The 24,940-nt window shown below is 60.3% G+C and carries 17 protein-coding genes and 3 pseudogenes; 13 read left to right on the top strand and 7 right to left on the bottom strand.

Annotation, left to right across the window (positions count from 1 at the left end):
* Nucleotides 1-92 precede the first annotated feature (92 nt).
* The gene (locus BN2475_RS18370) at nucleotides 93-1,280 is read right to left on the bottom strand and encodes an ammonium transporter (RefSeq protein WP_094780928.1); all 1,188 of its coding nucleotides are present in this window, start codon (nucleotides 1,278-1,280) and stop codon (nucleotides 93-95) included.
* 407 nt (nucleotides 1,281-1,687) lie between these two features.
* Here BN2475_RS18370 and BN2475_RS18365 point away from each other — a divergent pair.
* Nucleotides 1,688-3,450 (top strand): annotated as a pseudogene (locus BN2475_RS18365) (sensor histidine kinase).
* Between the two features lie 186 nt (nucleotides 3,451-3,636).
* Here the strand turns inward: BN2475_RS18365 and BN2475_RS18360 are convergent.
* Nucleotides 3,637-3,963, bottom strand: a complete 327-nt coding sequence (locus tag BN2475_RS18360) for a hypothetical protein (RefSeq protein ID WP_094780927.1) — start codon at nucleotides 3,961-3,963, stop codon at nucleotides 3,637-3,639.
* 561 nt (nucleotides 3,964-4,524) lie between these two features.
* Here BN2475_RS18360 and BN2475_RS18355 point away from each other — a divergent pair.
* From BN2475_RS18355 to BN2475_RS18345, 4 genes are all read left to right on the top strand, one after another.
* Nucleotides 4,525-5,643 carry a glycosyltransferase family protein gene (locus BN2475_RS18355; protein ID WP_094780926.1) on the top strand — a complete coding sequence of 373 codons (1,119 nt, stop codon included), beginning with the start codon at nucleotides 4,525-4,527 and terminating at the stop codon, nucleotides 5,641-5,643.
* 400 nt (nucleotides 5,644-6,043) lie between these two features.
* Entirely contained in the window at nucleotides 6,044-7,126 is a 1,083-nt protein-coding gene (locus BN2475_RS18350) for an FkbM family methyltransferase (RefSeq protein WP_245841384.1), read from the top strand.
* Nucleotides 7,127-7,778: 652 nt separating this feature from the next.
* Nucleotides 7,779-8,066 carry a hypothetical protein gene (locus BN2475_RS33670; RefSeq protein WP_143325808.1) on the top strand — a complete coding sequence of 96 codons (288 nt, stop codon included), beginning with the start codon at nucleotides 7,779-7,781 and terminating at the stop codon, nucleotides 8,064-8,066.
* A 187-nt stretch (nucleotides 8,067-8,253) separates the two neighbouring features.
* Nucleotides 8,254-9,825 (top strand): hypothetical protein, encoded by a 1,572-nt coding sequence (locus tag BN2475_RS18345; RefSeq protein ID WP_094780925.1) that lies wholly within the window; start codon nucleotides 8,254-8,256, stop codon nucleotides 9,823-9,825.
* Between the two features lie 188 nt (nucleotides 9,826-10,013).
* Here BN2475_RS18345 and BN2475_RS18340 read toward each other — a convergent pair whose 3' ends face one another.
* On the bottom strand, nucleotides 10,014-11,675 hold the full coding sequence (locus tag BN2475_RS18340) for a hypothetical protein (RefSeq protein ID WP_245841382.1): 1,662 nt from the start codon (nucleotides 11,673-11,675) through the stop codon (nucleotides 10,014-10,016).
* On the opposite strand from BN2475_RS18340, the pseudogene BN2475_RS35600 reads away from it, so the two are divergent.
* A pseudogene (locus tag BN2475_RS35600) lies at nucleotides 11,649-11,773 on the top strand (IS3 family transposase); the annotation flags it as partial. The gene BN2475_RS18340 and the pseudogene BN2475_RS35600 sit on opposite strands and share 27 nt — an antisense overlap.
* Nucleotides 11,774-12,115: 342 nt before the next feature.
* On the opposite strand, the pseudogene BN2475_RS35595 reads toward BN2475_RS35600, so the two are convergent.
* Nucleotides 12,116-12,417, bottom strand: a pseudogene (locus tag BN2475_RS35595) (transposase); the annotation flags it as partial.
* 853 nt (nucleotides 12,418-13,270) lie between these two features.
* On the opposite strand from BN2475_RS35595, the gene BN2475_RS18330 reads away from it, so the two are divergent.
* Nucleotides 13,271-14,587 (top strand): lipopolysaccharide biosynthesis protein, encoded by a 1,317-nt coding sequence (locus BN2475_RS18330; RefSeq protein ID WP_094780924.1) that lies wholly within the window; start codon nucleotides 13,271-13,273, stop codon nucleotides 14,585-14,587.
* 178 nt (nucleotides 14,588-14,765) lie between these two features.
* Here BN2475_RS18330 and BN2475_RS18325 read toward each other — a convergent pair whose 3' ends face one another.
* Nucleotides 14,766-15,347, bottom strand: coding sequence for a DJ-1/PfpI family protein (locus BN2475_RS18325; RefSeq protein WP_094780990.1), 582 nt, complete (start codon nucleotides 15,345-15,347; stop codon nucleotides 14,766-14,768).
* Between the two features lie 299 nt (nucleotides 15,348-15,646).
* On the opposite strand from BN2475_RS18325, the gene BN2475_RS18320 reads away from it, so the two are divergent.
* From BN2475_RS18320 to BN2475_RS18305, 4 genes are all read left to right on the top strand, one after another.
* Nucleotides 15,647-16,111, top strand: a complete 465-nt coding sequence (locus BN2475_RS18320; protein ID WP_094780989.1) for a BCAL1086 family glycoprotein — start codon at nucleotides 15,647-15,649, stop codon at nucleotides 16,109-16,111.
* 123 nt (nucleotides 16,112-16,234) lie between these two features.
* Nucleotides 16,235-16,690 carry an Rrf2 family transcriptional regulator gene (locus tag BN2475_RS18315; RefSeq protein WP_094780988.1) on the top strand — a complete coding sequence of 152 codons (456 nt, stop codon included), beginning with the start codon at nucleotides 16,235-16,237 and terminating at the stop codon, nucleotides 16,688-16,690.
* 144 nt (nucleotides 16,691-16,834) lie between these two features.
* Nucleotides 16,835-17,482 carry an NAD(P)-dependent oxidoreductase gene (locus BN2475_RS18310; RefSeq protein WP_094780923.1) on the top strand — a complete coding sequence of 216 codons (648 nt, stop codon included), beginning with the start codon at nucleotides 16,835-16,837 and terminating at the stop codon, nucleotides 17,480-17,482.
* Nucleotides 17,483-17,662: 180 nt separating this feature from the next.
* On the top strand, nucleotides 17,663-20,341 hold the full coding sequence (locus tag BN2475_RS18305; protein WP_094780922.1) for a mechanosensitive ion channel family protein: 2,679 nt from the start codon (nucleotides 17,663-17,665) through the stop codon (nucleotides 20,339-20,341).
* A gap of 152 nt (nucleotides 20,342-20,493) precedes the next feature.
* On the opposite strand, the gene BN2475_RS18300 is transcribed toward BN2475_RS18305, so the two are convergent.
* Complete coding sequence (locus BN2475_RS18300) at nucleotides 20,494-21,171, bottom strand: cysteine dioxygenase family protein (protein WP_094780921.1); 678 nt, start codon at nucleotides 21,169-21,171, stop codon at nucleotides 20,494-20,496.
* A gap of 139 nt (nucleotides 21,172-21,310) precedes the next feature.
* Here BN2475_RS18300 and BN2475_RS18295 point away from each other — a divergent pair, with 139 nt between their 5' ends.
* Complete coding sequence (locus tag BN2475_RS18295; RefSeq protein ID WP_094780920.1) at nucleotides 21,311-21,784, top strand: Lrp/AsnC family transcriptional regulator; 474 nt, start codon at nucleotides 21,311-21,313, stop codon at nucleotides 21,782-21,784.
* A 187-nt stretch (nucleotides 21,785-21,971) separates the two neighbouring features.
* Nucleotides 21,972-22,184, top strand: coding sequence for a hypothetical protein (locus tag BN2475_RS18290; RefSeq protein WP_094780919.1), 213 nt, complete (start codon nucleotides 21,972-21,974; stop codon nucleotides 22,182-22,184).
* Nucleotides 22,185-22,303: 119 nt separating this feature from the next.
* Here BN2475_RS18290 and BN2475_RS18285 read toward each other — a convergent pair whose 3' ends face one another.
* Complete coding sequence (locus tag BN2475_RS18285; protein WP_094780918.1) at nucleotides 22,304-24,808, bottom strand: FUSC family protein; 2,505 nt, start codon at nucleotides 24,806-24,808, stop codon at nucleotides 22,304-22,306.
* Nucleotides 24,809-24,940: the final 132 nt, after the last annotated feature.

Below are 24,940 nucleotides of genomic sequence, written 5' to 3'. Positions count from 1 at the left end.
CAACCAGCAACCAGCAACCCGCCACAGGCCGCCCGCGCCGACCCCGCGCGTCCACCCCTGCTACGCGAGACGGAGCGCGTGCGCCAACGGACTCACTCCGACGTCGCCGAAATCTTGTGAATCGCCAGATCCGCGCCGCTGTATTCGTCTTCCTGATCGAGCCGCAAACCGACCGTCAGGCGAATCGCGCCATACACGATCGTGCCGCCGAGCGATGCCACCACGATGCCGCCCAGCGTACCGAGCAGTTGCGCGCCGAACGACACGCCGCCCATTCCACCGAGCGCGTGCAGACCGAAGATACCCGCCGCAATGCCGCCCCATGCACCGCACAGACCGTGCAGCGGCCACACGCCGAGCACGTCGTCGATCCGCCAGCGGTTCTGCACGCAGGTGAACATGTAGACGAACAGCACGCCCGCGACGCCGCCCGTGATCAGCGCGCCGAGCGGATGCATCAGGTCGGAGCCGGCGCAGACCGCCACCAGACCGGCCAGCGGGCCGTTATACGTGAAGCCGGGGTCGTTGCGGCCGGCGAACCATGCGGTCAGCGTGCCGCCAACCATCGCCATCAACGAATTGACCGCCACGAGGCCGCTGATCTTGTCGACCGTCTGTGCGCTCATCACGTTGAAGCCGAACCAGCCGACCGTCAGCACCCACGCGCCGAGCGCGAGAAACGGAATGTTCGACGGCGGGTGTGCGGCGATGCCGCCGTCCCGATGATAGCGACCGTTGCGCGCGCCCAGCAGCAGCACGGCCGGCAACGCGACCCAGCCGCCGAATGCATGCACCACCACCGAGCCGGCGAAGTCGTGAAACGGGGCACCGAACGCCTGCGCCAGCCAGTCCTGGATGCCGAACCGCTCGTTCCACGCGATCCCCTCGAAGAACGGATAAACGAAGCCGACCAGCACGAAGGTCGCGAATAGCTGCGGATTGAATTTCGCGCGTTCCGCGATGCCACCCGATACGATCGCGGGAATCGCGGCGGCGAAGGTCAGCAGGAAAAAGAAGCGCACCAGCGCGAAGCCGTTGTGCGCCGCCAATGAATCGGCGCTGCCGAAAAACTGCACGCCATATGCAATCGTGTAGCCGATGAAGAAATACGCGATCGTCGACACCGAAAAATCCACCAGAATCTTGACCAGCGCATTGACCTGATTCTTTTTGCGCACCGTGCCGAGCTCGAGAAACGCGAAGCCCGCATGCATCGCCAGCACCATCGCGGCGCCCAGCAAAAGAAACAGGGTATCGGTCCCGGTTTTCAAACTTTCCATCGATCTGTCCCGCTTATGCCAAAAAGCGGGCATTGAACGCAAGAAGTGGGCCAAAGTTGTGCCGGACGGCGTCGAATCGGTGCAATGCCGCACCGCGATGGGATTCGCCCACTGTGCGGCGGTTTGGATTGGGGCGCGACCCTGCACCGTCAAATGCATGAAAAGCACAATTAAAGTGCATGCACGTTCCATTTCGAGCCGGATGACCCAGATAAGGGCGAAATATTCGATTTTAATTACAACGGCATTCGGAATGCTGACGGGTTGGCGCGCGCCTGCCGGCAGTCTTCGAATAGATGCCGCCTCGCTACTGGTCGGGGCCGCACCATCTTTGTCTTCCCGTGCAAACGCCTACATAATGTGCCGACCCTTGCATGATCCGCCGGCCACCGAACCAATGGGCACGCATGAGACTGACCACTAGAGGCCTGTTGCTGATCGCGATTCCGGCCGTCTTCGAACTGGCGCTGCTGTCGGGCCTGGTCAAGGCGCAGTCCGACGCGGCGCAGGCGGAGCGTTGGGCCATCCATAGCGAAGACGTGCTGCGCCAGAGCACCGCGATTCTCGAGCCGGTGTTGAGCGAATCGGTGGCGCTGCGCGGCGCGGCGCGGTGCTCGCCGACGACACCCACTTCGCCACCCCGGTGACGGTCTGGATGGACGTCGACCGGCGCATCGATCAACTGGCCGACCTGGTCGCCGACAACTCCGCTCAGGTCGAGCGCGTAGTCCAGGTGAGGCAGGCGGTGCAGGCTTATCGCCAATGGTCGGATCGCATCGAAGACATGCTTGGTTCAGGCCGGCGGCGCGATGTGCTCGAGCGCTTGCGCGATCTCGGCCAGACCGACGTGCTGGATCGCTTCCGTCGGCAGTTGGTGGCGTTCCAGACGGAAGAGCGGCGCCTTGACACGCTGCGCTCGAACGCCGCCGACGCGGCGCGCGCACATCAGCAGGCATTGATCGTCGCGGCCGCGTTCGGCTCGTTGCTGTTCGTGGCGCTGGCCGTCTGGCTGTTCACGCGCGGTGTGCGAGGCCGGCTCGCGCTGCTGTCCGACAACGCCGGGCGCCTCGCCGGCAACGGGCCGCTGGCGCCGATCGAACCGGGCGGCGACGAGATCGCGCGCCTCGATCTGACCTTGCATGAGACGAGCCGGCGGCTGCTCGAAGCCGAGCGTATCCAGGCGCGCTTTCACGCGGATCTCGCGCGCCGGGCTGACGAACTGGCGCGCATCAACGAGACTCTGCGGCAGCAGACCCAGGAAAACGAAATGTTCATCTACAGCGTGTCTCACGATTTGCGTGCGCCGCTGGTGAATCTGCAAGGCTTCTCGAAAGAACTGACCCGCGCCTGCGACGAACTGCACGCGGCGGTGCGCGAGTCGTCGCTTGCAGCGCAAACGCGCGAGCGCATTGAACGGGTGATCGACGAAGACATCGGCGAAGCCCTGCGTTACCTGCAGACGGCGGTCTTGCGTGCGTCGCACATCATCGATGCGCTGTTGCGGCTGTCGCGGGTCGGACGCGTGGAGTACCGCCGCCAGAGGGTGGATGTGGGCGATATCGTGCAGCGCGTGGCCGATGCGATGCAAGGCTCGATTCGTGCGCACCGCGCGCACGTCGGCATCGGCGAGTTGCCCGCCGTATGGGGCGACCCCACCGCGCTCGAACAGGTGTTCGCGAATCTGGTGGGTAACGCGGTGAATTATCTCGATCCGGCGCGCGAAGGCCGCATCGAAATCGGCACGACGCCGGCACCACCGGGCGTGCATTCGTTGCGGATCTTCTACGTGCGCGACAACGGGCTCGGCATTTCTGCGACTGCATTGCCGCGGCTGTTCAACGCGTTTCAGCGGCTGCACGGCAATGCGACGGCCGGCGAGGGCGTCGGCCTCGCGCTGGTGCGCCGCATGGTGGAGCGGCACGGCGGGCGCGTCTGGGCAGAGTCGAAAGAAGGCGTGGGCACGACGTTCTATCTGTCGCTGCCCGAAGCCAGCGCGCAGGCCGAAGAACGGGCTCGCGGGACGCTTGCGTTGCTGGATACGGCCGGCGTTCCAGCGGTTCGGGACGCGCGGGACCGGCGCGCGGACCGCGAAGATCACGACCGTGCCGGCGCGAATGGCAGCCTGGCTGCGCATTCCGTCGATGTCTCGCCTGGGATCAGCACGCGGTAAAAATGCGCGATAAGGGTCCGCAATAAGGGTGCGCAATAGTGTGCGCGATGAGTGCGCGATAAGTGCGCGATGAGTGCGGCAAACGCGTTAAACGTGACCGGTACTGCCGGCGCGGCCGGCGCAACGAGCACGATTCGGCGCGATAGGCGGCGCGCGGCGGTCAGCGCACGGCTCGACGCACCTTGCTCAATGCGTAGCGAAGAGTCGCCGTGGCTTGAGCAGCCTGCTGCCGCGCACCGACCAGTAACAACCACAGGCAACCAGGATGGCGGCGCCCGTCAATATCTCGGCCAGCGTGGGCCGCAGGCCAGCCAGACCATTCACCGCGAACACGCCACGGGCGACGATCAGCAACGCCGCCCACAACGAACACGCGGCCTGAATCAACATGCGTGCGCCGGTCAGACGCCGTGCGCGGTTGTCGTGTGACCAGCTGGCCGGTATGCGTGCACAGAAAAACGCAATCGCGATCAACGCGATGGCAAGGATGATGATCCAGTCGATCAGTTCCATCGAAAAACTCTCCCAAGTCAGCCGCGACTATAGGAAAGCTCCGTGCTGCGAACTATCAGACGAGTCTCAAATGCGGGATCTTTGGGGTGAGTCGGGGCAAAAATAGTCGAAGGTGCTTTGCTTCATTGCCAGCACATTGGCTTCTTTCGAAATCACCGATCGCTATTACCGGATTCAGCGAATCGCAGAAGTAAAAAAGTCGATAGATCGGTGTTAGAGCCGCCAAGGATATGGTCAATCTTGCCCAGTAGTTTGCCCAGTAGTTTGCCCAGTAGTTTGCCCGGTAGTGCGCGCTGATGTCGAAATGCACAGCGGCGCACTCGCAGAACGAAAAGGGGAGTGATCCGTATTGCGGAATTACGCCTACTGATTGGCGGAATTTGATTGCCCGCGCAAATCGCTTTTGCTGCAAGCTAATAGACGCACGGTGCGTGACTGGCGCATTAAATCAACACTTGGCTCTCTTCATACTTTTGGAAAAAATTTAGGCCGTGACCTTGCTGGTCTTCCGCGTGCGCTTTCATCTGTCTCGCAACGTACAGCTCAACCGGAGATGTACTAATGACGCAGTCCACCAAGGAAGCAGGTACCGCAGTTGCCAGCGGTCAGGCAAAGGGGGGCCGGCCGCGCGTGATGATATGTCCATTCTACAACCCTACAAATCGCTATATAGAAATCCAAAAGGATCTGTATAGATCGATCGGCTACGACGTCGTTCCGCTTTCCATCAAGGGGTTATTGAAAGGTGGATTCGTTCAACTGTTCAAGCCGAACAATATTCTTGTTTTTCATTGGCTCGAATACCGGCCATTCAAGCGAGCAAAAGGCAGAGCGAGATTGAGCTTGTCCGGCTCCCTGCTGTTTGCGTTTTACTGCTCATTGATGCTGATTGGACGGGCGAAGGTCGTGTACTTCATACACGATCACGCGGTCCACGACACGGTTGGCTTCAACAGGCGATTGTCGACCCGAATCATTGCGTTCGTGGGTCGGCTGGCGGACTTCCGTGTCGTTCATGCGCCAAAATTCGAGGCTGACTACGACGCGCGCTATCTGCCACATCCGCTGTATTGGGATGCACCTGGCCAGACGTTGACCATCCCAAAGACGGATCGGGCGACGCCACTATTTTCGATGCTCGGCGTGATTCGCCCGTACAAGCAGATTGATGCCGTGCTCGATGTCTGGCCAAGCGAATGCGAGTTGTATATCGCCGGGCAAGGCACGCAAGCCTACCTCGCCACGCTGAATCAAATTATCGATAAGCGGTCACTCCGCGATGTCGTACGGCTGGATGCCAAATTTCTGTCCGATGCGCAGTTTGCGCAGAGCATTGTCGATAGCGACGTGCTCATCCTGCCGCATGCGGCCGATTCAATGCTGGTGAGCGGCGCGTTTTTCGAGGCCATCGGACGCGTGCCGTTGCTCATATCGAGTTCGACTCCTTTCATGATTTGGGCAGCGGAGAAGTTCGACAATGTCGTTCTGTTCAATGACGTTGCCGATCTCCCGAAGCTTGTGCGTTCGGTCAGCGAGTCGTGGCCGACGATTGCTCGCAATGCGGGCAATGGTCTGGCTATTGAAGAATTCGGCTGGAATGCGTGTTGCCGGCGTTATGAAGAGTTCTTTGAAACTGTCGTGTGTCAGGAGAAGGCAGCAGAGAGGCCGGTGGTGCAGTGAAGCTCCGCTAGTCGGTGTTTGCTGGAGGTGGTCCTGTGCGCGTGGATGCGTCTTGCGCCGCGGCCTTGGGGGCGGCAGTCACAGTTCGATCGGCGTCTACAGCGCGTCATCAATAGCTAGCGCTTCCATCCCTCGGGTACCTCTGGTGAGGCAAGCACGGTTAGCACCCTGCCAGTTAGCGATGTGAATGACGCAATAGGCGTCCGTTTCAATAGAAACGGGCTTGCCAATCTGTCGGTCATACCCTGTCCACGATCCCCGGCGATCTCATACTGCACACGCGTGCGAAGCACAGATTTTGCGGTCTACGCATGAATGGCCGATTTCGCCGATGGCATTGCCGAATGTGCGGAGACGAATAGGCTATTGCGCATGCAGCGTTCTTTTGTATGCTACATCTATGAAAAAGATCATCCTTTCGGCCACCGGCGCAGTTACTTCACTGCTCCCTTTGAGGCTTCGGCACATGATTGCGAAGTCTCTTCTCGAGGATCGTGTGCTCGTGAGGGAGTGCGGCTATCTGTATCTCTCCAGTCTTGCGCGAAAGCTCAATGTCGTGCAGCTCTCCGCCAGCGGACAATACGGCACGATGACGAGCAGTTCGAACGATCTGAACATACTGAAGAAATACGCTGAGACCGGGCGTTGGGCACCCGAGCTGACCAAACGGTTGAAGCTGTTCTTCGCAGATTCCGGCGGAACTTACCTCGACATCGGCGCAAACATCGGAATGACGACGATTCCGATTGCGCAGCACAACGAGCATGTAAAGTGTTATGCATTTGAACCGGAACCGGTCAACTATCGAAATCTGGTGCGCAATATTGCCGAAAATTGCCCGGCGTCCAATGTAGAGACTTACAAGCTTGCATTGCATGAACGAGAAGACATGCTGCCGTTCGAAATTGCGGACGGCAATCTGGGGGATCATCGCCTGCACATCGAAACTGATTTGCCCGCAAAACAGGATGAAGTGGGGCGCAAGATCATAGAGGTCCGTTGTGCAAGGCTGGACGATCTGCCGATCGAGTTGACTGGGCCCGTATTTGTGAAGATCGACACGCAGGGTGCGGAGCCTTTCGTATTCGCTGGTGGCAGGCGAACGCTTGCGAGAGCCGATGCGATTCTCGTGGAGTGGTCGCCGTATCATATGGCACGGTTAGGCGGCGACCCCAATCTCGTGCTCCGGTTCCTTGAGGAGCATTTCAATCACGGTCAAATTGAACAGACCGACGCAAAGGCCGGGCAACAAGGCGAAAGTGGTCCAATGACGGAAATTGCAACTCACCTGCAAAGTACCATCACGAAATGGCGCGACGATCCGTTCAGCTATGTTGATGTCGTCGCAACGAGGGTGCCGTCAATGGTCCAGTCGGGGAGTTGCGTCGCGCGTCCCAGTAGTGCGGATGGACAAATACCGCGCCATATTGAGCCTGAAAATCCGGCGCGCGAACCACGCGAATGTCTGCCCGGCGACGCATGAACGCTGTAAGTCGAATTGTCAGACGGCTGTCGAATCCACCGTATCGTGGACTGCGTGAGCGTCCAGTCAGTATTCAACTTTCGCTCGCCCGATCGCCATCAACGAGCAGTAGAGCGCGAAGAGCAGGGAGCGGATTAGCAAGCCGTTGATGGACAACGGGCACGACGCCACAGCTGAGCGACCTGTATCAGTCTTTTTGAATTTCCATATGGCGATTCATCGGATTGGTGAACGGACACGCCGCAAAGACGCAGGATGAAGCGCGCGGAACATAAAACGCTGCGCTTAATAGGCGATTCTTTTGCGAATCAGCTGGCGTGCGGCGAAACCGTTTTGTGCAGTGAATCCGTTTAAAACTCAGCAGCCGATCAGCCACTTCATTCGTCTGGCCGGTTCTGCGGAATACGACGTTAAATGTTGATTGTCTGCCAAATGCACATTTAATTCCACGCGTACTCCGGTTCGCCGGTTCGCCCAGCAAGTTCCCCAAAACGATTTCGGCATCAGCTCACCTATACGTCGTGCGCGGGACTTTTTACCGGCACGCAAAAGTGTGCGGCAATTAAGACCTAATCGTCATAGGGTCGAAGTCGCAAAAGCAGAGGGTGTCCAACCCTCCGATTAATACGAGAGGGCCGGAATTTTTGCGACGATGGACGATATCGGAAAAATTCCTGCTATTTGGCCGAAAAGTACTATTTGTTCTTTTTTTTTCCGGATGTGGACCGTAGTATTTACCCCGATCGCGACGGCAGTACGAAAAATTTGCCGGGCGATGCGGGAAATGTTTTCTGTTGAAGGAAACGTTTTGCGCTTCAGGTGCCGTCGGCCGCTCGGCAGCACAGGCATCGTAGTCATGTTGTCTCCACCGTTGATTGATCTTTCTGACGCGCGAATTGGCTCGCTCGTCGTATTGGCCTGCGCGCGTCTGTTGAATTGACGCGTTCAATCGAACGGCATTCTTATCGGTTTGATAAAGCTTGCAGAATAATTCATGAAATGCAGATGGATTTCCTGATCGATAAGCAGTACGAATTAAATGTTGCTCTCGTTTGCTGATTGAAAATCTGGAAAACAAATTTACGAAATATTTTCGGGAAATTTCCCCGATTATGGAATAATCCGCAATGATAAAAAGACGACAATTTATTGGTACCCTGACGGCATTGGGTGGAAGCCTGCTCTTGAGCGCCTGTGGCGGCGGTGGCTCGGAAGACGGTAGCGGCAATACCTCCGGCGCCACCGCCCAGAACGCGAGCGCTACGGCAAAGAGCGCTTCTGCGAACGGTACGGCAATGCCGCCGGCAAGCTCTCTGATTGATGGCACGGGAGCCACCTGGACCCTTTCGGGCGGCTCGGCCTATTGCAACGGAGTAAAGGCAGGCAACAACTACAACGTGACTCTCGCGTTGTGCTACAACGGCAACATCTACGTTGAAAACACGAGCGGCCAGTTCTACCAATGGACCGGTTCGGTGTGGGAGGCCACCGGCGATCCGCGCCTCGGCACGACCTCTCCGGACGGCACCACGATGCCATCCGCATCGAGCATCATCGACAAGACTGGTGCAGTCTGGACTCTGGTCAACGGTGTCATCTATACAAATGGCGTTGTTGCAGGCAACAACTACAACGTATCGCTCGTACTCTGGTACGGCGGCAAGATCTATTGCAGCAACACGAGCGGACAGTTTTACGTCAACGCCGACGTACGAAATGTCAAGGCCCAGTGGCTGGCCTGCAATGATCCGCGCATCCCGGTTGCGCCTGCGGCGGGTAACTTCTATGGGATGAATGGACACTACGACTACACGTACACGCCTGCGCAACTCGTCTCGATCATGAAGGCCATGGGCTGTACCCTCTATCGCGTTGGTTGCTCTAGCGACCCGCGGCAGATCAACGCTGTGGTTCAAATTGCACAAGCCTTCCAGTCAGCCGGACTTTCACTTCTTGTGCTCATCGATATCGGTGTGTACGATTCCAGCGGGAATGTTTATTCTGGCGAGTCGCCGGCCTACTCGGCCAGCTATGCGGCCGCGCAGACGATCGCTACCGCGTTGAAGCCGTATGGCGTGACTATGTACGAGTGCGGCAACGAACTCACGCGGCAAAACGCTACGGTGATGAACTTCACCTACGCGGGTACATTGGCAATGGATTTCAACAATGCCAACTGGCCGGCTATGCGCGGCGTCATGCGCGGCTTGATTGATGGTGTGAAATCGGTTCAGCCTTCCGCAAAGTGTGCTATCAATTTCTGCGTCGCGGATATTGGCGCGTCAGACGCATTGTGGGAAGGCATGCAACCCGATGGCAGTACGGGCCATCCTAAAGTGCGCTGGGATATCACGACCTGGCACAATTACGATGCGTACGGCGATATTTTCAACATTGGGTCAGACGGGCAGGGTCCCAGGTTTGACCTGCCGACATATTGCAAGGCAAGGTACGGGGTGCCTTTCATCATTTCCGAATGGAACACGGGACCGGAGCAAACTGAAGCTTTCCGTGCCAATTACATTACGACGCAATTGGGCGAGTTTTATCAGGCGAGAAAGACGCACAACATCCAGTCTGTGATGTACTACGTGCTGGATAGCGGGAACAATACCTACGGAATTATGATCAATAATTCGCCGATCAGTGCTCCTTACACCGCATTCACGAACTTCACCTCAAGCCACCCCGACAACTAGGAATGTGAGCGTCCGCATCTGACGACTGGCCTGGCCTGCTTTCACCGCGAGCAGACCAGGTCACTCGGTCAGGATGGAGCTCGAAGATTTAGGTCGAGCCAGCGCGTCTCCATCTGCGAGCGGTCATCAGGCCGGCGTCATCAAGCGAGCAGTTTCGCCGACGCCGGGTCATTGGTCGAAAGCAGGATCTACTTCTTCATAATCATCATCTTGTCAAAATCGATGAGGCAATCAGGTGCTTCTGGTTCGCTTTTTACGGCGACGACGAGACGGTCGTCACGCAGGTCAGCTTCCCAATTCATCTCCGAAGGCGTCAGCACGACTTGACGCTGATTGCAGAGAGTACGTACTGAAGCCACTGCGTTTTTATAGTGAGTTTGCTTCAGGATGATATAACCGGCGACGCTACCTATAGCAAGAACCGAGTTCATGATGCCAAAAGCAATTACGATGTGAAGTAGCCTTCGACTGGATGAAAATCTCGCAATGATGAGAAATGGGACGACATAGAACATCGGAACATAACGGGCCCACCACGATTGAGGATGAGTCATAACAACTACCAGCGTTGCGAGCAGGTAGATTTTTACAATGTCCGCGTCCTTTCTCCTCCAGAAGAATGAAGCCAAAGACGCTATGAGCATCACTCCAAAGAACGGACCGAAGCCGGCGAAACGGGTATCGGCCGTATGCAACGCAATGAACGCATCGCGCAGATGTGACAGTGACGGCACAAAGGTAGGCTCCGATTCCCCGCACGAGCTGCAATTGCTGGGCACCGAAGAATATGACAGGAGAAGCCTGTGCAGCGGGTTCATGCCAAGAAAATGCGCTGACGCCTTTCCCCACATTACATCGACCTTATCCTTGCCAAGCACGGGGTAGAAAATGTTCTTGCCGCCGACAACGTTTTCTACGTACGGTGAATAACCGATGATCGCGACGGCGACGAACGACCAGATCGCCAACTGTCCAATGACGCCTTTGTATTTCTGAAAAAAGCCGCTTCTTTCTCCGCCGACGAATGCTGCCACGAAAAACACCAGGATGGAGATTGCCGCTAACACTGGTCCCGTTAGTTTTGATCCGATCAGCAGCACGAGCGCGATGCCGAGTTGCACCCTCGAGTAGGCCCTGCTCTTGAGCGCAAAGAGCAAATTGACGGAGAAGATAGTCCAGCAGTAGTAATTTGCCGCGTCGACATAAAACGTGGTTAGCTGGCCGATCGCTACCGGATTGTAAACACAGATAGTCGCTGTAATCAGCGCGGTTCTGCCGGTTATGCCAGCTGTCTGGAACAATTTCAATAGAGAAAAAAGCGCAGGAATGCTAAGCAACAATGTAAAAGCCTTTCCGCTATTGAAACGCGTCGCCAGAACGTTGGCTGTGTACGCAAAGTACTCGAATGCTTTTGGATAGTGCGTCGCCCAGAAAACACCGCCCGGCGCAGATGCACTTGCAACACCGTTCAGGCTGTGGTCCAGCATGAGAGGCGTCGCGATATGGTAATTCAAGCCGTCGTAACTGAATTCTCGCGAGTAACCAAAGCCAAGCAGTACGATTGCGATGAAGAGTAGAGTCAAGATTGTCGTGCGCCATTTGGCATGCGACAGATACCCGTATACGACGATCGCAACGATAAGGGTCAGCCCGACAATGCCTGCCAGCAATGGGCTGTTGATCCCGAAGTTATACAGGATCGCTGCGTACAGTGACGACGTAAACGCGAAGACAACGATCTGGTCGCACAGCTGATTCCAGTCGATATGTTCGAAGATGTTCTTCATCGTCAGTGACATGGATGGCCTGCTTCGCTGGTTAAAGGCCTGTGCAAGGCTGATCTGATTCATCGGCGCGCTCCATGGAAAACACGCGAATCCGTCGAGCTGGCTACGCTGGAATGGTGACGCGGATCAATCACCATCGGCGGATCGAACCCTTCGGCTAAATGCCGGACGCTGAAGCTGCGGCAATCACTATCAGCAACTCTAGAATAGCGCCGCGCCGTGCCGGTATCAGTCAAAGGAACCAGCTTCCACGGTTGCCGGGGCAGTTCACTCGCGACGAGCAGCATGTTCAACGCCGATTATGGAGATTCGTGCGACTCTGCACAAGGCGATTGCCGCGCGATTGAGTGGGCGTGAACTACGCCTGTCCGTATGTTCGGGCGTGCCCTCAATTCTACGCGGTGGCCCATAAAAACGGCAGCATGAGACTGCTGCGCCGCGCCTCTTCGGGCGACAACTTCCCCATGTGTTCCACGATATCGGCCGGTATTACGCGAATTTACTCACACGTGAGAAATATAGCGGACAGACCGATGCCTAAAAGAGTGTACGAGGTACGGATCGCGGCCAAATTTTGAAAGCTGTCCGTGAATTTTCGGGCCCAGCTTTTCGCCATTTCGAAGAGGGCGTCGCACGACGCCGATGCGCTTGACGTGACTCCACACCAATTCATCCGGATTGAGGTCCGGTGCGTAACTCAGCAGGCAATGTAACGTCAACTTGCGCTGCATATTGGCGACAAAGTTCTTGGGACCGCATTCTTATGCGCGAGCAGTCCGTCGACGATCAGATGAATCGCTCTTTTCGGTTGGACAATAAGCGGCCGGGGGAACTCACTTGAGTTTTGCTGAAGCGTTTTATCGTATCGTGTCCGCTTAGCGAATAAGCGTAACGAGTAAGCGGCCATGCGAACACTGTCGAAGAAGAAGCATACTCGACACGTCGACGTCGACGTCGCCGGCGCTATAGCGACGAATTCGAGGCGCGGGTCTTGCCGCTGTCTGGAACCGCGGCATCGGTTGTTTGCCGTGGCGCTGGAACATCGGCTCTACGCCAACCTTCCGAGGAACCGGCGCCCCCGTAACGGGATTCCGCGTAATCGGCCAATAACACCCGAATTTATGCCGTGGGCGATGTGGCGCATTTTTTGCAGGCTACCCTTCACCTAAACGTGAATAGAAAAATCCGGCGCGGCGATTCGTCGGGTTTTTGAATTCGTTCGAAGACACTCCCCGCTTTGCCCAATCGCGGAAGGCTCTGTAGAGTGGGCATGCGCGATGCGACGAGCCCTGTGCGCGAGCGCGCGGTGTGCTTCCTTTTCCCCATTTCCCTCCCCAATGGTCGCCGCGTGGCACTTCGAATGCTTGTAGCATGTCGATAACTTCACGGTCGTGGAACTTCGATCGATCAAACCTGCGGATTGCGTCGAAATAGCAATGAATCACGTCTCTGTCTCGCACTCTCAACACGCCACAGTCGCGAATTCATTCTGCAGCCTCTCGAGCCTCAAGAGAAGATCTGGCGCGCCGGTGCCTTCGCGTTTGCATCTCGTCCGTCACTCGCCATTGTCCGGGCGGGTGGCGCGGCGTATCGTCAACCCGCTGGCCCGCTGTTGCGTGGCTGGGCGCTGAAGTCCAGCACGCATGCACGGAGGAAGAATGGATCGACGAAAGAGCGTTCGGATTATCAGCTTTGTCTACGGCGGCTATTTGGTGAGGTACATATACCTCATCATCGTGGTGCCGTTTTATGGCAGGGTGCTCGGTGTAGCTGGGTACGGCCGGGTACTGGCGTCGATGTCGCTGATGAACGTGATATGGATGCTGGTGAACTACGGCTTCAGCGCTGTCGGCATGCGTGACGTGTCGAAAGCGCAATCGGACGCGGAATGTAACGAAATCTTCTCGCTGCATGTGAGCGCGCGCATTGGGCATGGTCTGGTAGGTGGAGGTATAGGCCTCGTTGCCACGATGTGTTCGCCGGTCCTGTCCGAAAGTCCTCTGATCGGTGTGCTTGCCACGCTGCTGGGAATCGTGTCGGGCATGAATCTCGGCTGGCTGTTTCAGGGACGTCATCAGTTTCGAACCCCAATCGTCATCGAGGTGTTGGGCTTTCTTTTGAGCCTTGTGCTGGTTCTGACGCTCGTAAGAGGACCCAACGACGCCGTATGGGTGCTCGCGAGTCTCCTGATCGCGGGTGTGGCGACGTCGATCATTGCCTACGGTCTGACGATCTATCAGCTGGGCTGGCCGCGTCTGAGGCTGGCGGGCATCGTTCCACTCGTGCGAAATTCGACGATGCTTTTTCTCTACTCATCTGGTTCTGTCATATTCACTGCATCGTCGACCTACCTGTTGACGCTATTGTCGACGCCCGATCAGGTGGGCTATTTCGGCGCGGCTGAACGTTTCGCGACGATCGCGCTCGCGCTGATGAGCCCGGCTGCGCAGGTGTTCATTCCCACCATAACGCGGCAGCTCGCACAAGGCGACATGCAAGGCGCGCACGAAACGACCCGGCGCGGCGCGATCCTGCTGATGGGATACGGATTGCTGATTTTCTGTGGCGCGCTGTCGCTGTCGCCTTTCGTGTTGCCGCTGATACTCGGCGTCGCCTTTGAACCGAGCGCTCACGTCCTGCAGATTTTCGCGTGGATGTTCCCGTTCGCTGCCTTCAACGACTTCGTGGCGGGCTACATATTCGTGCCACGCAGGAAGGACCGTCTGCTTGCCGTCGTGGGCATCAGCTCAGGACTGGTCAATCTGGTGGCGGCGCTCGTTCTTGCGCCTCGGTACGGCGCCGTTGGAATCGCATTCGCCCGGGTCATCGGCGAGTCGATGCTATCGGTCATGCTGATGGCCACCGTGATTCACCTCGAACTGATCGGCCTCGTACCAGGAGGCGAGCGGGCGCTAGGAATGGTGCGGGTCGCATGTGGCTTGCGGCCCCAGGCACGTACGGGAAAGGACGAGTGAATCTGATGGTCGAAGGGGAGGGGTGCCGGTCGTAGTCGCACAGGCGTTCTGTGCCACGCCAACTCTGTGAGTTGCGTTGGCCGAGCGGTTCACGCCACTTTTGTTCCGTTCGGGCGAGCGCCTGTGGGCCGCAAGGATAGGGCGCTCGCCGTCGGTTCAGCGCTGGATTGGACGCAGCTTAGTGTTCGATCCGCGTGCCCAGCAGCACGAGAAACTGGCTCAGCCACTCAGGATGCGCCGGCCACGCAGGCGCGGTGACGAAATTGGCGTCGGTGATCGCGGCGTCGACCGGGATGTCGGCATACTCGCCGCCCGCCAGTTTCACTTCGGGCGCACAGGCCGGGTAGGCAGAAATGCGCTTGCCGCGGATCACGTCGGCGGCGGCCAGCAGTTGCGCCGCGTGGCAGATGGCGGCGATCGGCTTGCCCGCTTCGGCGAATTGGCGCACCACGTCGATCACTTTGGGATTGAGCCGCAGATACTCCGGTGCGCGGCCGCCGGCGATCGCCAGCGCGTCGTACTGGCGCGGATCGACGTCGTCGAACGATGCATTGAGCGTGAAATGATGTCCGGGCTTTTCGGTGTAGGTCTGGTCGCCTTCAAAATCGTGGATCGCGGTCTTGATGCGCTCGCCCGCTTTCTTGTTCGGACAGACCGCGTCGACCACATGGCCAACGGCCTGCAGCGCCTGAAACGGCACCATGGTTTCGTAGTCTTCGGCGAAGTCGCCGGTCAGGAACAGAATCTTTTTTGCCGCCATCGTATGCCTCCAGTTGATCAACGGAACACAGCACGGACCTTGACATTCATCGACGCTCATCGATGCATCATCGATGCTCGGCCAGTCTACCGCATCGCGTTTGACAGAAGCGCGACGGCGCATGCAATCGACACGCTTGCCATACCTCTGACCGAAGCGCCGCAGGAGCCCCGGGCGCATGACGCAGCGCCGGATGAACGGACGGCCAGTTGCACGCCGACACGAGCCTGAGCCACAACGGCGTTATCATGGGCGCGTTTTCGTATACGCGAAGCCGCTCGACGCGGCTCACATTCATCATGAATTCATCTCTTCATTCTTCGTTGCTGCGCCGTGCCGCGTTCGTGCTCGTCGTGCTCGGTGGACTGGCTGCGTGCCAGAAGAACGACGCTTCGGCCGGGCAGGCTGCCGGCAAGCTCAACGATGCCGCCCAGCTCGCCGGTCAGAAACTCGATCAGGCGGCGAGCTACGTCGGCCAGCAGGCCGACGCGACCAAGGCCGCTGCGCAGCAGAACCTCCAATCCGCGTCGGCGCCGTCGATCAATATCGACCCCAGCGCGCTCGCGTCGAGCGCCCGGGCCAATCTGCAAAACGCGGCGAGCGCGACCAATGCGCAACTCACCAATGCGGCGTCGCTAACCGGTCAAAGCCTCGAAACAGCGGGGCGCAAATTGCAGGCGTGGTCGGCGCGGAACTCGACATCGTCCGCTTCGTCATCGGCCTCGGGCGAATCCGCCGACGCGCAAAAGCAGATGGACAAGTGAGATGGTGGCCGGTTGGGTCCGGCCAGCTGAGGGTCGTTTCTGAGGGTCGTCTGAGGGTCGTTTGACAGCCGGATTAAATGTAATTACTATGGTTACACATTGTCGTTGCCGGGCGGGTTCGCTGTGAATACGAGCAGCCGGTTTGCATTTGCTGTGCATGTGCTCGCGCTACTGTCGCTGCAGGAAGGCGTGCCGCTGTCGTCGGAGATGATCGCGGGCAGCGTGAACACGAATCCCGCGTTGATCCGGCGGCTGCTGACCATGCTGGCGGAGGCGGGCCTGACCACCTCGCAGCTCGGCTCGGGCGGCGGCGCGCTGCTGGCCCGAGCGCCCGGGCAGATCAGCTTGCTCGACGTGTATCGCGCGGTGGACGACACGCAGTTGTTCGCGCTGCATCGCGAGGAGCCGAATCCGGCGTGCATGGTCGGCCGCAATATTCAGGTCGTGCTGCGCGGTATCATCGACGAAGCGCAGCAGGCCATGGAGGCATCGCTCGGCGCGCGTACGCTGGCCGACGCGACGGCCGACGTGGTGCGCGCGGAGAAGCAGCGCGAACGCAAACGGCGTTCGCACGGGTGACGCAGCAACGAAGCAATAGGGCAGGCGCGTGTTCAGCTATCGCAAAGCACGCGCCTGAAAACACACGGGGGCTCGCGCCTCTATTTTTTCCGGTACATATGTAATCGATGTGGTTACATATTGGCCAATCACAGGAGTCGTGAAATGAGCAAGCAACTGAAGATCGCCTTGTTTGGCGCAACCGGCATGATCGGCGCGCGGATTGCCGCCGAAGCGGCGCGTCGCGGGCATCAGGTGAGCGCGCTGGCGCGCAATCCGGCACGCGTGCCGGCCGGCATCGCAAACCTGCGAGCGGCGCAGGCTGATCTGCTCGACGCGGCGAGCGTCGCCGCGGCGGCGCGCGGTCACGACGTGGTGGCGAGCGCGTATTCGCCGCCGCTGGACGACCTCGCGGCGCTTACCCGGGCGACCCAGGCGCTCGTCGAAGGGGTGCGCACGGCGGGGGTGAAGCGCGTCGTCGTAGTGGGTGGCGCGGGTTCGCTCGAAGTCGCGCCGGGCAAGCAGCTGGTCGATACGGACAGCTTTCCCGACGCATTTAAGGCGATCGCGCTCGCGCACCGCGACGCTTTCAACTACTACCGTGGCGTTACCGATCTCGACTGGACGTTCTTCGCGCCGGCCGCGCTGATTGCACCAGGCGAGCGCACCGGCAAGTTCCGCACGGGCGCGAATACGCTGCTCGTCGACGCGCAAGGCAATAGCCGCATTTCCGCCGAAGATTACGCGATCGCGTTCGTCGATGAAGTGGAGCAGGGCCGTTTCGTGCGGCAGATCGCGACGGTGGCTTATTGATGCATTGATGCATTGACGCGCACGGACGCACGCGACGCACGCGTGCGTTGAAGTCACTGCCGGCTTCGGTCCACGTGTTTTGCAGCTCGCGCAAGCGCCCTAACATTCGGTTACGCATGTTCGATCGCGCCGGCTAAAACTGCGGCTACACTGGCGTCTGCCGTTTTCCTACGGATTGCCATGCAGTCATGCCCATCGCGGCGTGAGTCCGAGGCTGCGCCGTCCAGCGGCGGCCAGCCGGCGACCCGCGCCACTCTTCGTTTTTCTTCTGATCAAACCGCTTCCGAGCTGCGCCAGGGTGCGCGCGCCAACGCGCACCCGGTGCACGCGCCGCATCCGTCGCCCGCGCCGCATCCGCCGCTCGAGGCGCGGTTCGGCGCGTGGCTGGCCGCGCTGTGCACCGTGTTGCTACTGTGCCTCGGCGGGCTCCCCGTGCAAGCGTTGGCGGCCGGTGCCCCCACTAGCACGCCGGTGATCCCGGCGTTGCAGAGTCTGATCAACAGCGCGACCGTGACGGCCACGCCCGCGTCCGGCACATCGGGCGCGTCGGCCGCCGAGGCGGCGTCCGCGCCGTCGCCGGCGAGCCAGGCGGAACTGGCGCACTCGCTCGACAGCGTGATCGCCACGCTCGACAACGACCGTCAGCGCACCGCACTGGTCGCCCAGCTCAAAAAGCTGCGCGACGTCTCGCATAAGGTCGGGCCGCCGGCGCCCGCGCAACCGAGCCCCGGCCTGCTCGGCGCGATCGCCTCGGGCATCGCGTCGTTCGAATCCGACGTGCACAACGGCCGCACGCCCGTGCGTTATTGGGGCGGACGCTTCAATGCGGCCGGCAACGAGCTGTACACGATCATCTCCAGCCAGGGGCGGGAAAGCTTCGGCCGCATTCTGCTTTCGATGCTGGCGATGCTGAGCGGCTGGGGCGCGTGCGCCGGCGCACTGATCTATTTGCAGCATCGCTTGCACCGGCGCTTTGGCATCGTCATGGGCTTGCGTCCGAATCCGACCACGCGCGAGCTGCTGATTTTCGCGCTGCGCCGGGTCGGGCCATGGGTCATCGCGTTCGTCGCGGCGCTCCTGTTCATGCGCGCGATGCCCGATGCGCTCGGCCGTACGCTCGGCATGGTGGTGGCCTATGCGATCGTCGCCGGCGCGGTGTTTTCCGCGATCTGTCTGATCATGTTTTCGCTGTTTGGCTCAGGGCATCGGCGGGTCGCGGTGCGCCTGCTGATCGATCACGCGCGGCGCGTACTGTTCCTCATCGGTGTGTGCGGCGCGCTTGGCGACGCGGCCGTCAACTACGATGTCGCCCAACAGCTCGGATCGAATCTCGCCGCGCTGATTTCGACGGTGGCCAACATGTCGGCGGCCGTGCTGACCGGCTATTTCGCGGTCGCATTTCGCCGCCCGGTCGCGCATCTGATCCGCAACCGGTCTTACGAGCAGCGCAACGATCACAAGGCCGCCACCGACGCATTCGAGGTGCTGGCCGCGCTGTGGCACGTGCCCGTGCTGGTGCTGGCCACGGCATCGGTGGCCGCCACGCTCGGCGGCTCGGGCTCCAGCGAAGACGTGCTGCAGATCTCGGTGGTTACGGCGCTGTTGCTGGTGCTGGCGTTTTTCCTGTCGGCCATCGTGCTGCGCATGACGCGTCCACGCAGTGCGCGCGCGCGTCGCCGTTCGCCGTATCTGACGCGCCTGCTGCGCTTTTTCGGCACGTTGCTGACGCTGTTCATCTGGCTGTTTTTCTTCGAATTCGCCGCGCGTCTGTGGGGCGTCTCGCTGGTGGCGATGGTCGAGGAAAACGTCGCGGCGCGCGGCATCGCGCATGCGGTGACGGCGATCATCGCCACTGTGTTCATTGCGTGGCTGCTGTGGATTCTGGTCGATACGGGGATCACGGAAGCGCTCAATCCAGGCAGTCCGCGCAACAAGGCGCGCAGTCCGAGCATGCGCGCCCGTACGATGTTGCCGCTGGTGCGCAACGTGCTGCTGGTGACGATCATGACGATCGCCGCCATCGTCACGGCGGCCAATCTCGGCATCAACGTTACGCCGCTGCTGGCGGGCGCCGGCGTGATCGGTCTCGCGATCGGCTTCGGCGCGCAGTCGCTCGTGACCGATCTGATCACGGGGCTGTTCATCATCATCGAAGATACGATCACGGTGGGCGACTGGATCGACGTCGACGGCGGCCATGCGGGCACGGTCGAGCATCTGTCGATTCGCACGGTGCGGCTGCGTGACGGACAGGGCGCGATCCACGCGATCCCTTTCTCGCAGATCAAGATCGTCAAGAACCTGTCGCGCGACTTTGCCTACGCAGTGTTCGAAGTGCGAATGGCATTCTCCGCCGACGTCGATCAGGTCACGCAACTGATTCGTGAAGTCGGCGCGGATCTGATGGCCGACTTCCGCTACCGACGCGAGATGCTCGGGCCGATCGAGGTGTGGGGGCTGGACCGTTTCGATCCGAACTGGATGGTCGTGAAAGGCCAGATCAAGACGCGGCCATTGCAGCAATGGAGCGTGGCGCGGGCGTTCAATCTGCGGCTCAAGCGCAAGATGGACGAAGCGGGCATTGAGATTCCGGTGCCGCAGATGCGCCTGTATACGTCGTCGAAGGATAGCGAAGGGCAGCCGTTGCAGGACGACGAGATGTCCGGCTTCCTTGCGCATGGGCATGCCCATGGCCAAGCGCCGGCTGGGGCGGGCGCGGCGGTGCGCGACGTGCACGTGCCGCTCGGCGTGGCGCGCGATGTGTCGCACGAGCCGCGTCCCGCACCGCCACCGACCGGACAGACCGCGCCAGTCCCGCCGCAGATTCCTACCGCTGGGGAGGCGGGAGGAAAGAGTTGATGATCGCGGTTGGTGGTGTACCGGCGTGTTGCCGGGACGAATGAGTTTCCACAAAACCTGACGCCGCGAACGTCATCGCGCTGCGTCGAGATGACCCGTGCTTGCGCGGAAGGGGCGGCACGCACGAGTCAACGCGCGAGGCTCAGACCCATTCAGACAAACTCCGCTGCGTCGGCCGCGCGCACGACGTCGTTCACGTGCGTCGCGATCTGCGCGCCCGGCACGCCATAGATATGCAATGAAACGGCCGGTGCATCACTGCTGTTGCCCAGCCGATGAATTCCGCCACGGCCGCCGCGCACGAACGACACCGCGCCGCGCTTGCGCGCCTGGCTGCGCGTGGCGCTCGCACAATGCTGCGCGCCGTTCCATTCGAAGATGGTTTCGCTCAGCGTGCCCTCCAGCACCGCGTAGCCGCACCACGTGTGATGCGCATGCACCGGGCTCGCCTGCCGCGGCTGCCACACGAGCGCGGCAATCGCGTAACGGCCGTGCGGATCGGCGGCCAGCAGATGACGCCGGTAATTCTCGACCGAACCCTCGCGTTGCGACGGCGTGAGCAACGCCGGGTCTGCGGCCGCTGCGGCGAGCGCGATGCGCATGCTGCGCGCGAAGAACGTCGAGTGCGATGGGTCGGGAAATTTCGCGCTGGCGTCGAACATCGCATCGAGCGTATCGCACAGTCGCGTGAGCGGTGTGTCGCGGTCGTCGCGCGATGGCGTGGGCGCTGCCACGCTACCGGGCGTTTGAGCCTGTACCGCCGGTTGCGCCGGTGGCGGGCAATAGTTGGCAAGACGGTCGAAGAAGGGCGCGCGAAGGTGTTGGCTCATGATCGTGGTGCAACGTGTACGTTGCTTGTTGGTTAATTCGGACGGCGATATTTATACCTGTTTGACTGGAGAAAGAGTTTCCATATAATTCCCCTTGTTACGTTAAAAGTAGAATAATTTCCTATGAGGGGGGGTAAAGATGGGAATGGATATCATCGACCGTAAGCTGCTCGAGCTGTTGCAGGACGACGCCACCATGCCGATCGCCGAGCTGGCGCAGCGCGTGAATCTGTCGCAAACACCTTGCTGGAAGCGGCTGCAACGGCTGAAAGAAGCGGGCGTGATTCGCGCCCAGGTCGCACTGTGCGATGCGCGCAAGCTCGGCGTGGGCACGACAGTGTTTGTCGCGGTGCGGACCAACCAGCACACCGAGGCGTGGGCGCAAACCTTCACGCGCGCCGTGCAGGCGATTCCGGAAGTGGTGGAGGTGTACCGGATGAGCGGCGAAACCGACTATCTGCTGCGCGTGGTGGTGTCCGATATCGGCGACTACGATCGCGTCTACAAACTGCTGATCGCCGCCGTACCGCTGTACGACGTGAGTTCGAGCTTCGCGATGGAGCAGATCAAGTATTCGACGGCGCTGCCGGTGCGCTCGTCGACGCTCACCTAGCGGTGGGCGGAGGTGAGCGGTGGCTGGCAGGCGCGGGGTTTGCTGCATGACACTGCGCACAGGCAATGCGGCTGATGCGCCGCGCGTTCATCGCAAGCCATGTGCAAGCTCAGTGGGCGCTCAGTGGGCGTAGAATGCCGCCTTCCCAGACACCATCTGCTACCGCTTCCCGAACCGGGCCCACCTCATGAACAAACCGCCGCACAAGAAGAACCCGACCTTTGGCATTGCTGTCTTCATCGTGGTTGCGATGCTGGTGGTGATCTTCACGCTCGTCTACAACGCGATTCGTGAAAAGCACGAGTTCGAAAACCAGAGCGCGTCCGCAGCGCCGTTGATTTCATCGGGCGTGGCCGCGGCGGCGACCGTCCTGAAGCCCGCCAGCGGCGCGGCGCAGTAGTGCCGCAGTAGTGCCGCAGTAGTGCAAATTCGCTGGCAAGAGTCTGGCCAGGCAGCGCGCCGCACGCGACACGCCATGTCCTGTCTTGCCGCTTCACCGTCCGGTCTTACCTTCCCATCTCACTCCGCCGGCAGGCGAATCATGCTGGCGTCCTTACGAATCCGCGCCGCAGCCGTCAGCATTTGCTTGCATTGATGAGCGAGCAGTTTCATGTCGTGCACGGCATCCGCAGCGTACTCTGGCGACTTCTCCGATTCGATGACCATCGCGTCGAGTTCGCGGTTCAGCAGTTTGATCTGCTCGGCCTGTTCGGCAGGCAGTGGACTGCCGGCTTCCGCTTCGGTGAGGTTGTCTCGCACCACGTTCAACGCGCGCTGCAGCGGCTGCAGCGATACATCTTCGGCCTGCTGCCGTTGCTGCGCGGAGGTGCGTAGCAATGGCGCGGCCGCCGTAATCTGCGACGCGAGCACGTGACTGCCCACCAGCAGGCCGTTCAGTTCCGGCACGAACTTCTGCGCCGATTTTGGTTCGAGCATCATGCGCTGAAACGCCTGCCCCAGATTGGCGAACGCCACATGAACGTTCTTGCGCGCGAGCCGGTAGCGGTAATCGCGAGCGAGTGCGGTGGCGGCGGCCGCGGCAGCAGCGGACGCGCCCGCGGCCGGCCGCGCAGTCGAGTTGCTGACCGCGCTGGTGCCCGCGCTGGTACCCGCATCCATAACCGTCTCGGCAACCGGCGCTGCTCCGGTGCCGGTATTCGCGCGGGCTGCGGCGCTCGTTCCCGAGCTTGCCGCGCCGGCGGCGGCAGTCAGTGCGGGGCTGCCGAACCCGCTCGCCGGATCGGTCATCGCTGCGGCTGGAGCACGCGCGCCGGCTTCGGTCACGGTGGCCACCACCGCGGCGGCCGGCTTGCCGCTCCACCACCAGCTCGCTTCCAGATACTGGCGCGTTGCACCGATCATGTTGTTGACGAGCTTGCCCATCAAACGGTATTCCCAGTACGGGAACAGGTGGCTCGCCGCGATCGCGATCGCGCAGCCCACCACCGTATCGATCGCGCGTTCGCCGATGATGCGCAGGCTGCCCGGCGCAAGCAGATGGAACAGCAACAGCACATACGACGACGTGAACACCACGCTCGCCGTGTAGTTGAACAGCAGCAGGCTGTAGCTCATCACCATCGATGCGAACATCGCCACCAGAAGGATGTGCGGTTCCTTGACGAAGATGATCAACGCGATGCTCGCCGCGCAGCCGATCAGCGTGCCGACGATCCGTTGCCCATTGCGTTGCTTGGTGAGCGAATAGCCGGGCTTCAGAATGATGACGGTGGTCATCACGATCCAGTACGCGTTGGTGAGCGGCAGCAAACGGCCGAGCCAGAAACCGACGGCGACCGCGATCGTCACGCGCAGCGCGTGACGAAAGCTCGGCGAAGCCATCGTCAGATTCGAGAAGATTTGCCCGAACGGTACGCGCCGGCTCGACACAAAGCGGTTGAGCGCCTGGTCGATACGCAGTTCGGTCTCGGTCGCGCTGGGTTCGCTCGACAGGCTCTTGCGCATCTTGTCGATCAGCCGCGTGGCGCTCCAGATGCGGCGGAAGGTGGCCGAGACCGCTGCGTAGGCCTCGGGGTTCTTGACCGGGAGCTCCTGCTTGCGCATCAGCTCGATTTCGAACTCGATCGCGCGCAATTCGGCCTTGACGTTCACGCGCTTGCGCGGCGCCTGGTTCTGCAGCACCGCGAGCCCGATCTCCTCGAGATCCTCGGCCGCCTTGCGAATCAGGTCGCGGTAGAACACCAGCAGATCGGAGCCGCCGAACGTGGTGCGCACCATCGGGTAATCGGTGTGCGCGCCGACGAACAACTCGTGCAGATCGACGGTATTGATGAACAGATTGAACAGCATCGCGCGGCGTGGTTCGAGCTTGCCGCGCTTGAGCCTCGGCAGACTGCGCAAGACGATGTCGCGTGCGGCCTCCTGACGGTCCACCGCGGCGATCTGCCGGTCGACCAGCACGCGATAACACTCGTCCAGATCGTTGTCGAGATCGTAGAACGCGGCGCGCGCCAGCAGATAGTCGGCGCACGCGAACACGCTTTCGGCGAGCGCCTGCTGTTCGATGCGATGCATCATCCAGCGGCTCACGAGGGTCGACCAGTAGGTGTACCAGAGACCGCCCAGCAGGATCCACGACGCGTTGACGAGCGCCTCTATCGGCGTGAAGTGTTCCTCCAGCGTCACGACCATCATGAACAACGTCGCGAAGCTGATCTGCGGCCAGCGATTGCCGTACACGACGATCAGCGACAGCACGAAGGTGAGCGGCACGACCGTGCACCATAGCGCGATCGGGTTCACGGTGGCGAGCCCGGTGGCGAGCGCCGACAGGAAGCCGATCACCGTGCAGGCCAGCATCTCGTTGTGCTTGTATTTGAGCGGCCCCGGCATATCGACGACACACGCGCCGAGCGCGCCGGTGGCGATCGTGAAGCCCAGTTCGCGATTGTGAAACACGATCAGGCACAGTACCGCGGGTAACGATACGCCGACTGCGATGCGCAGGCCGCCATAGAAGTACTGGCTGTAGAGGAATTTTCTTATCTCAACCGAATAGCGCATCGACTACCTGAATTCCGTTCACTGAGAAAACGCGGTTGAAGGGGCAGACGCAAGCTGCCGTCGAGTCTAACTGATTTCGCGCACGCTCTGAGCTCGTCCGATCGGCCAGGTTATGCCTAGATCCTATGAGCA

Source organism: Paraburkholderia ribeironis (assembly GCF_900019265.1).
In the GTDB taxonomy this organism is placed as follows: Bacteria; Pseudomonadota; Gammaproteobacteria; order Burkholderiales; family Burkholderiaceae; genus Paraburkholderia; species Paraburkholderia ribeironis.
This window is presented reverse-complemented; position numbering and strand designations above follow the sequence as displayed.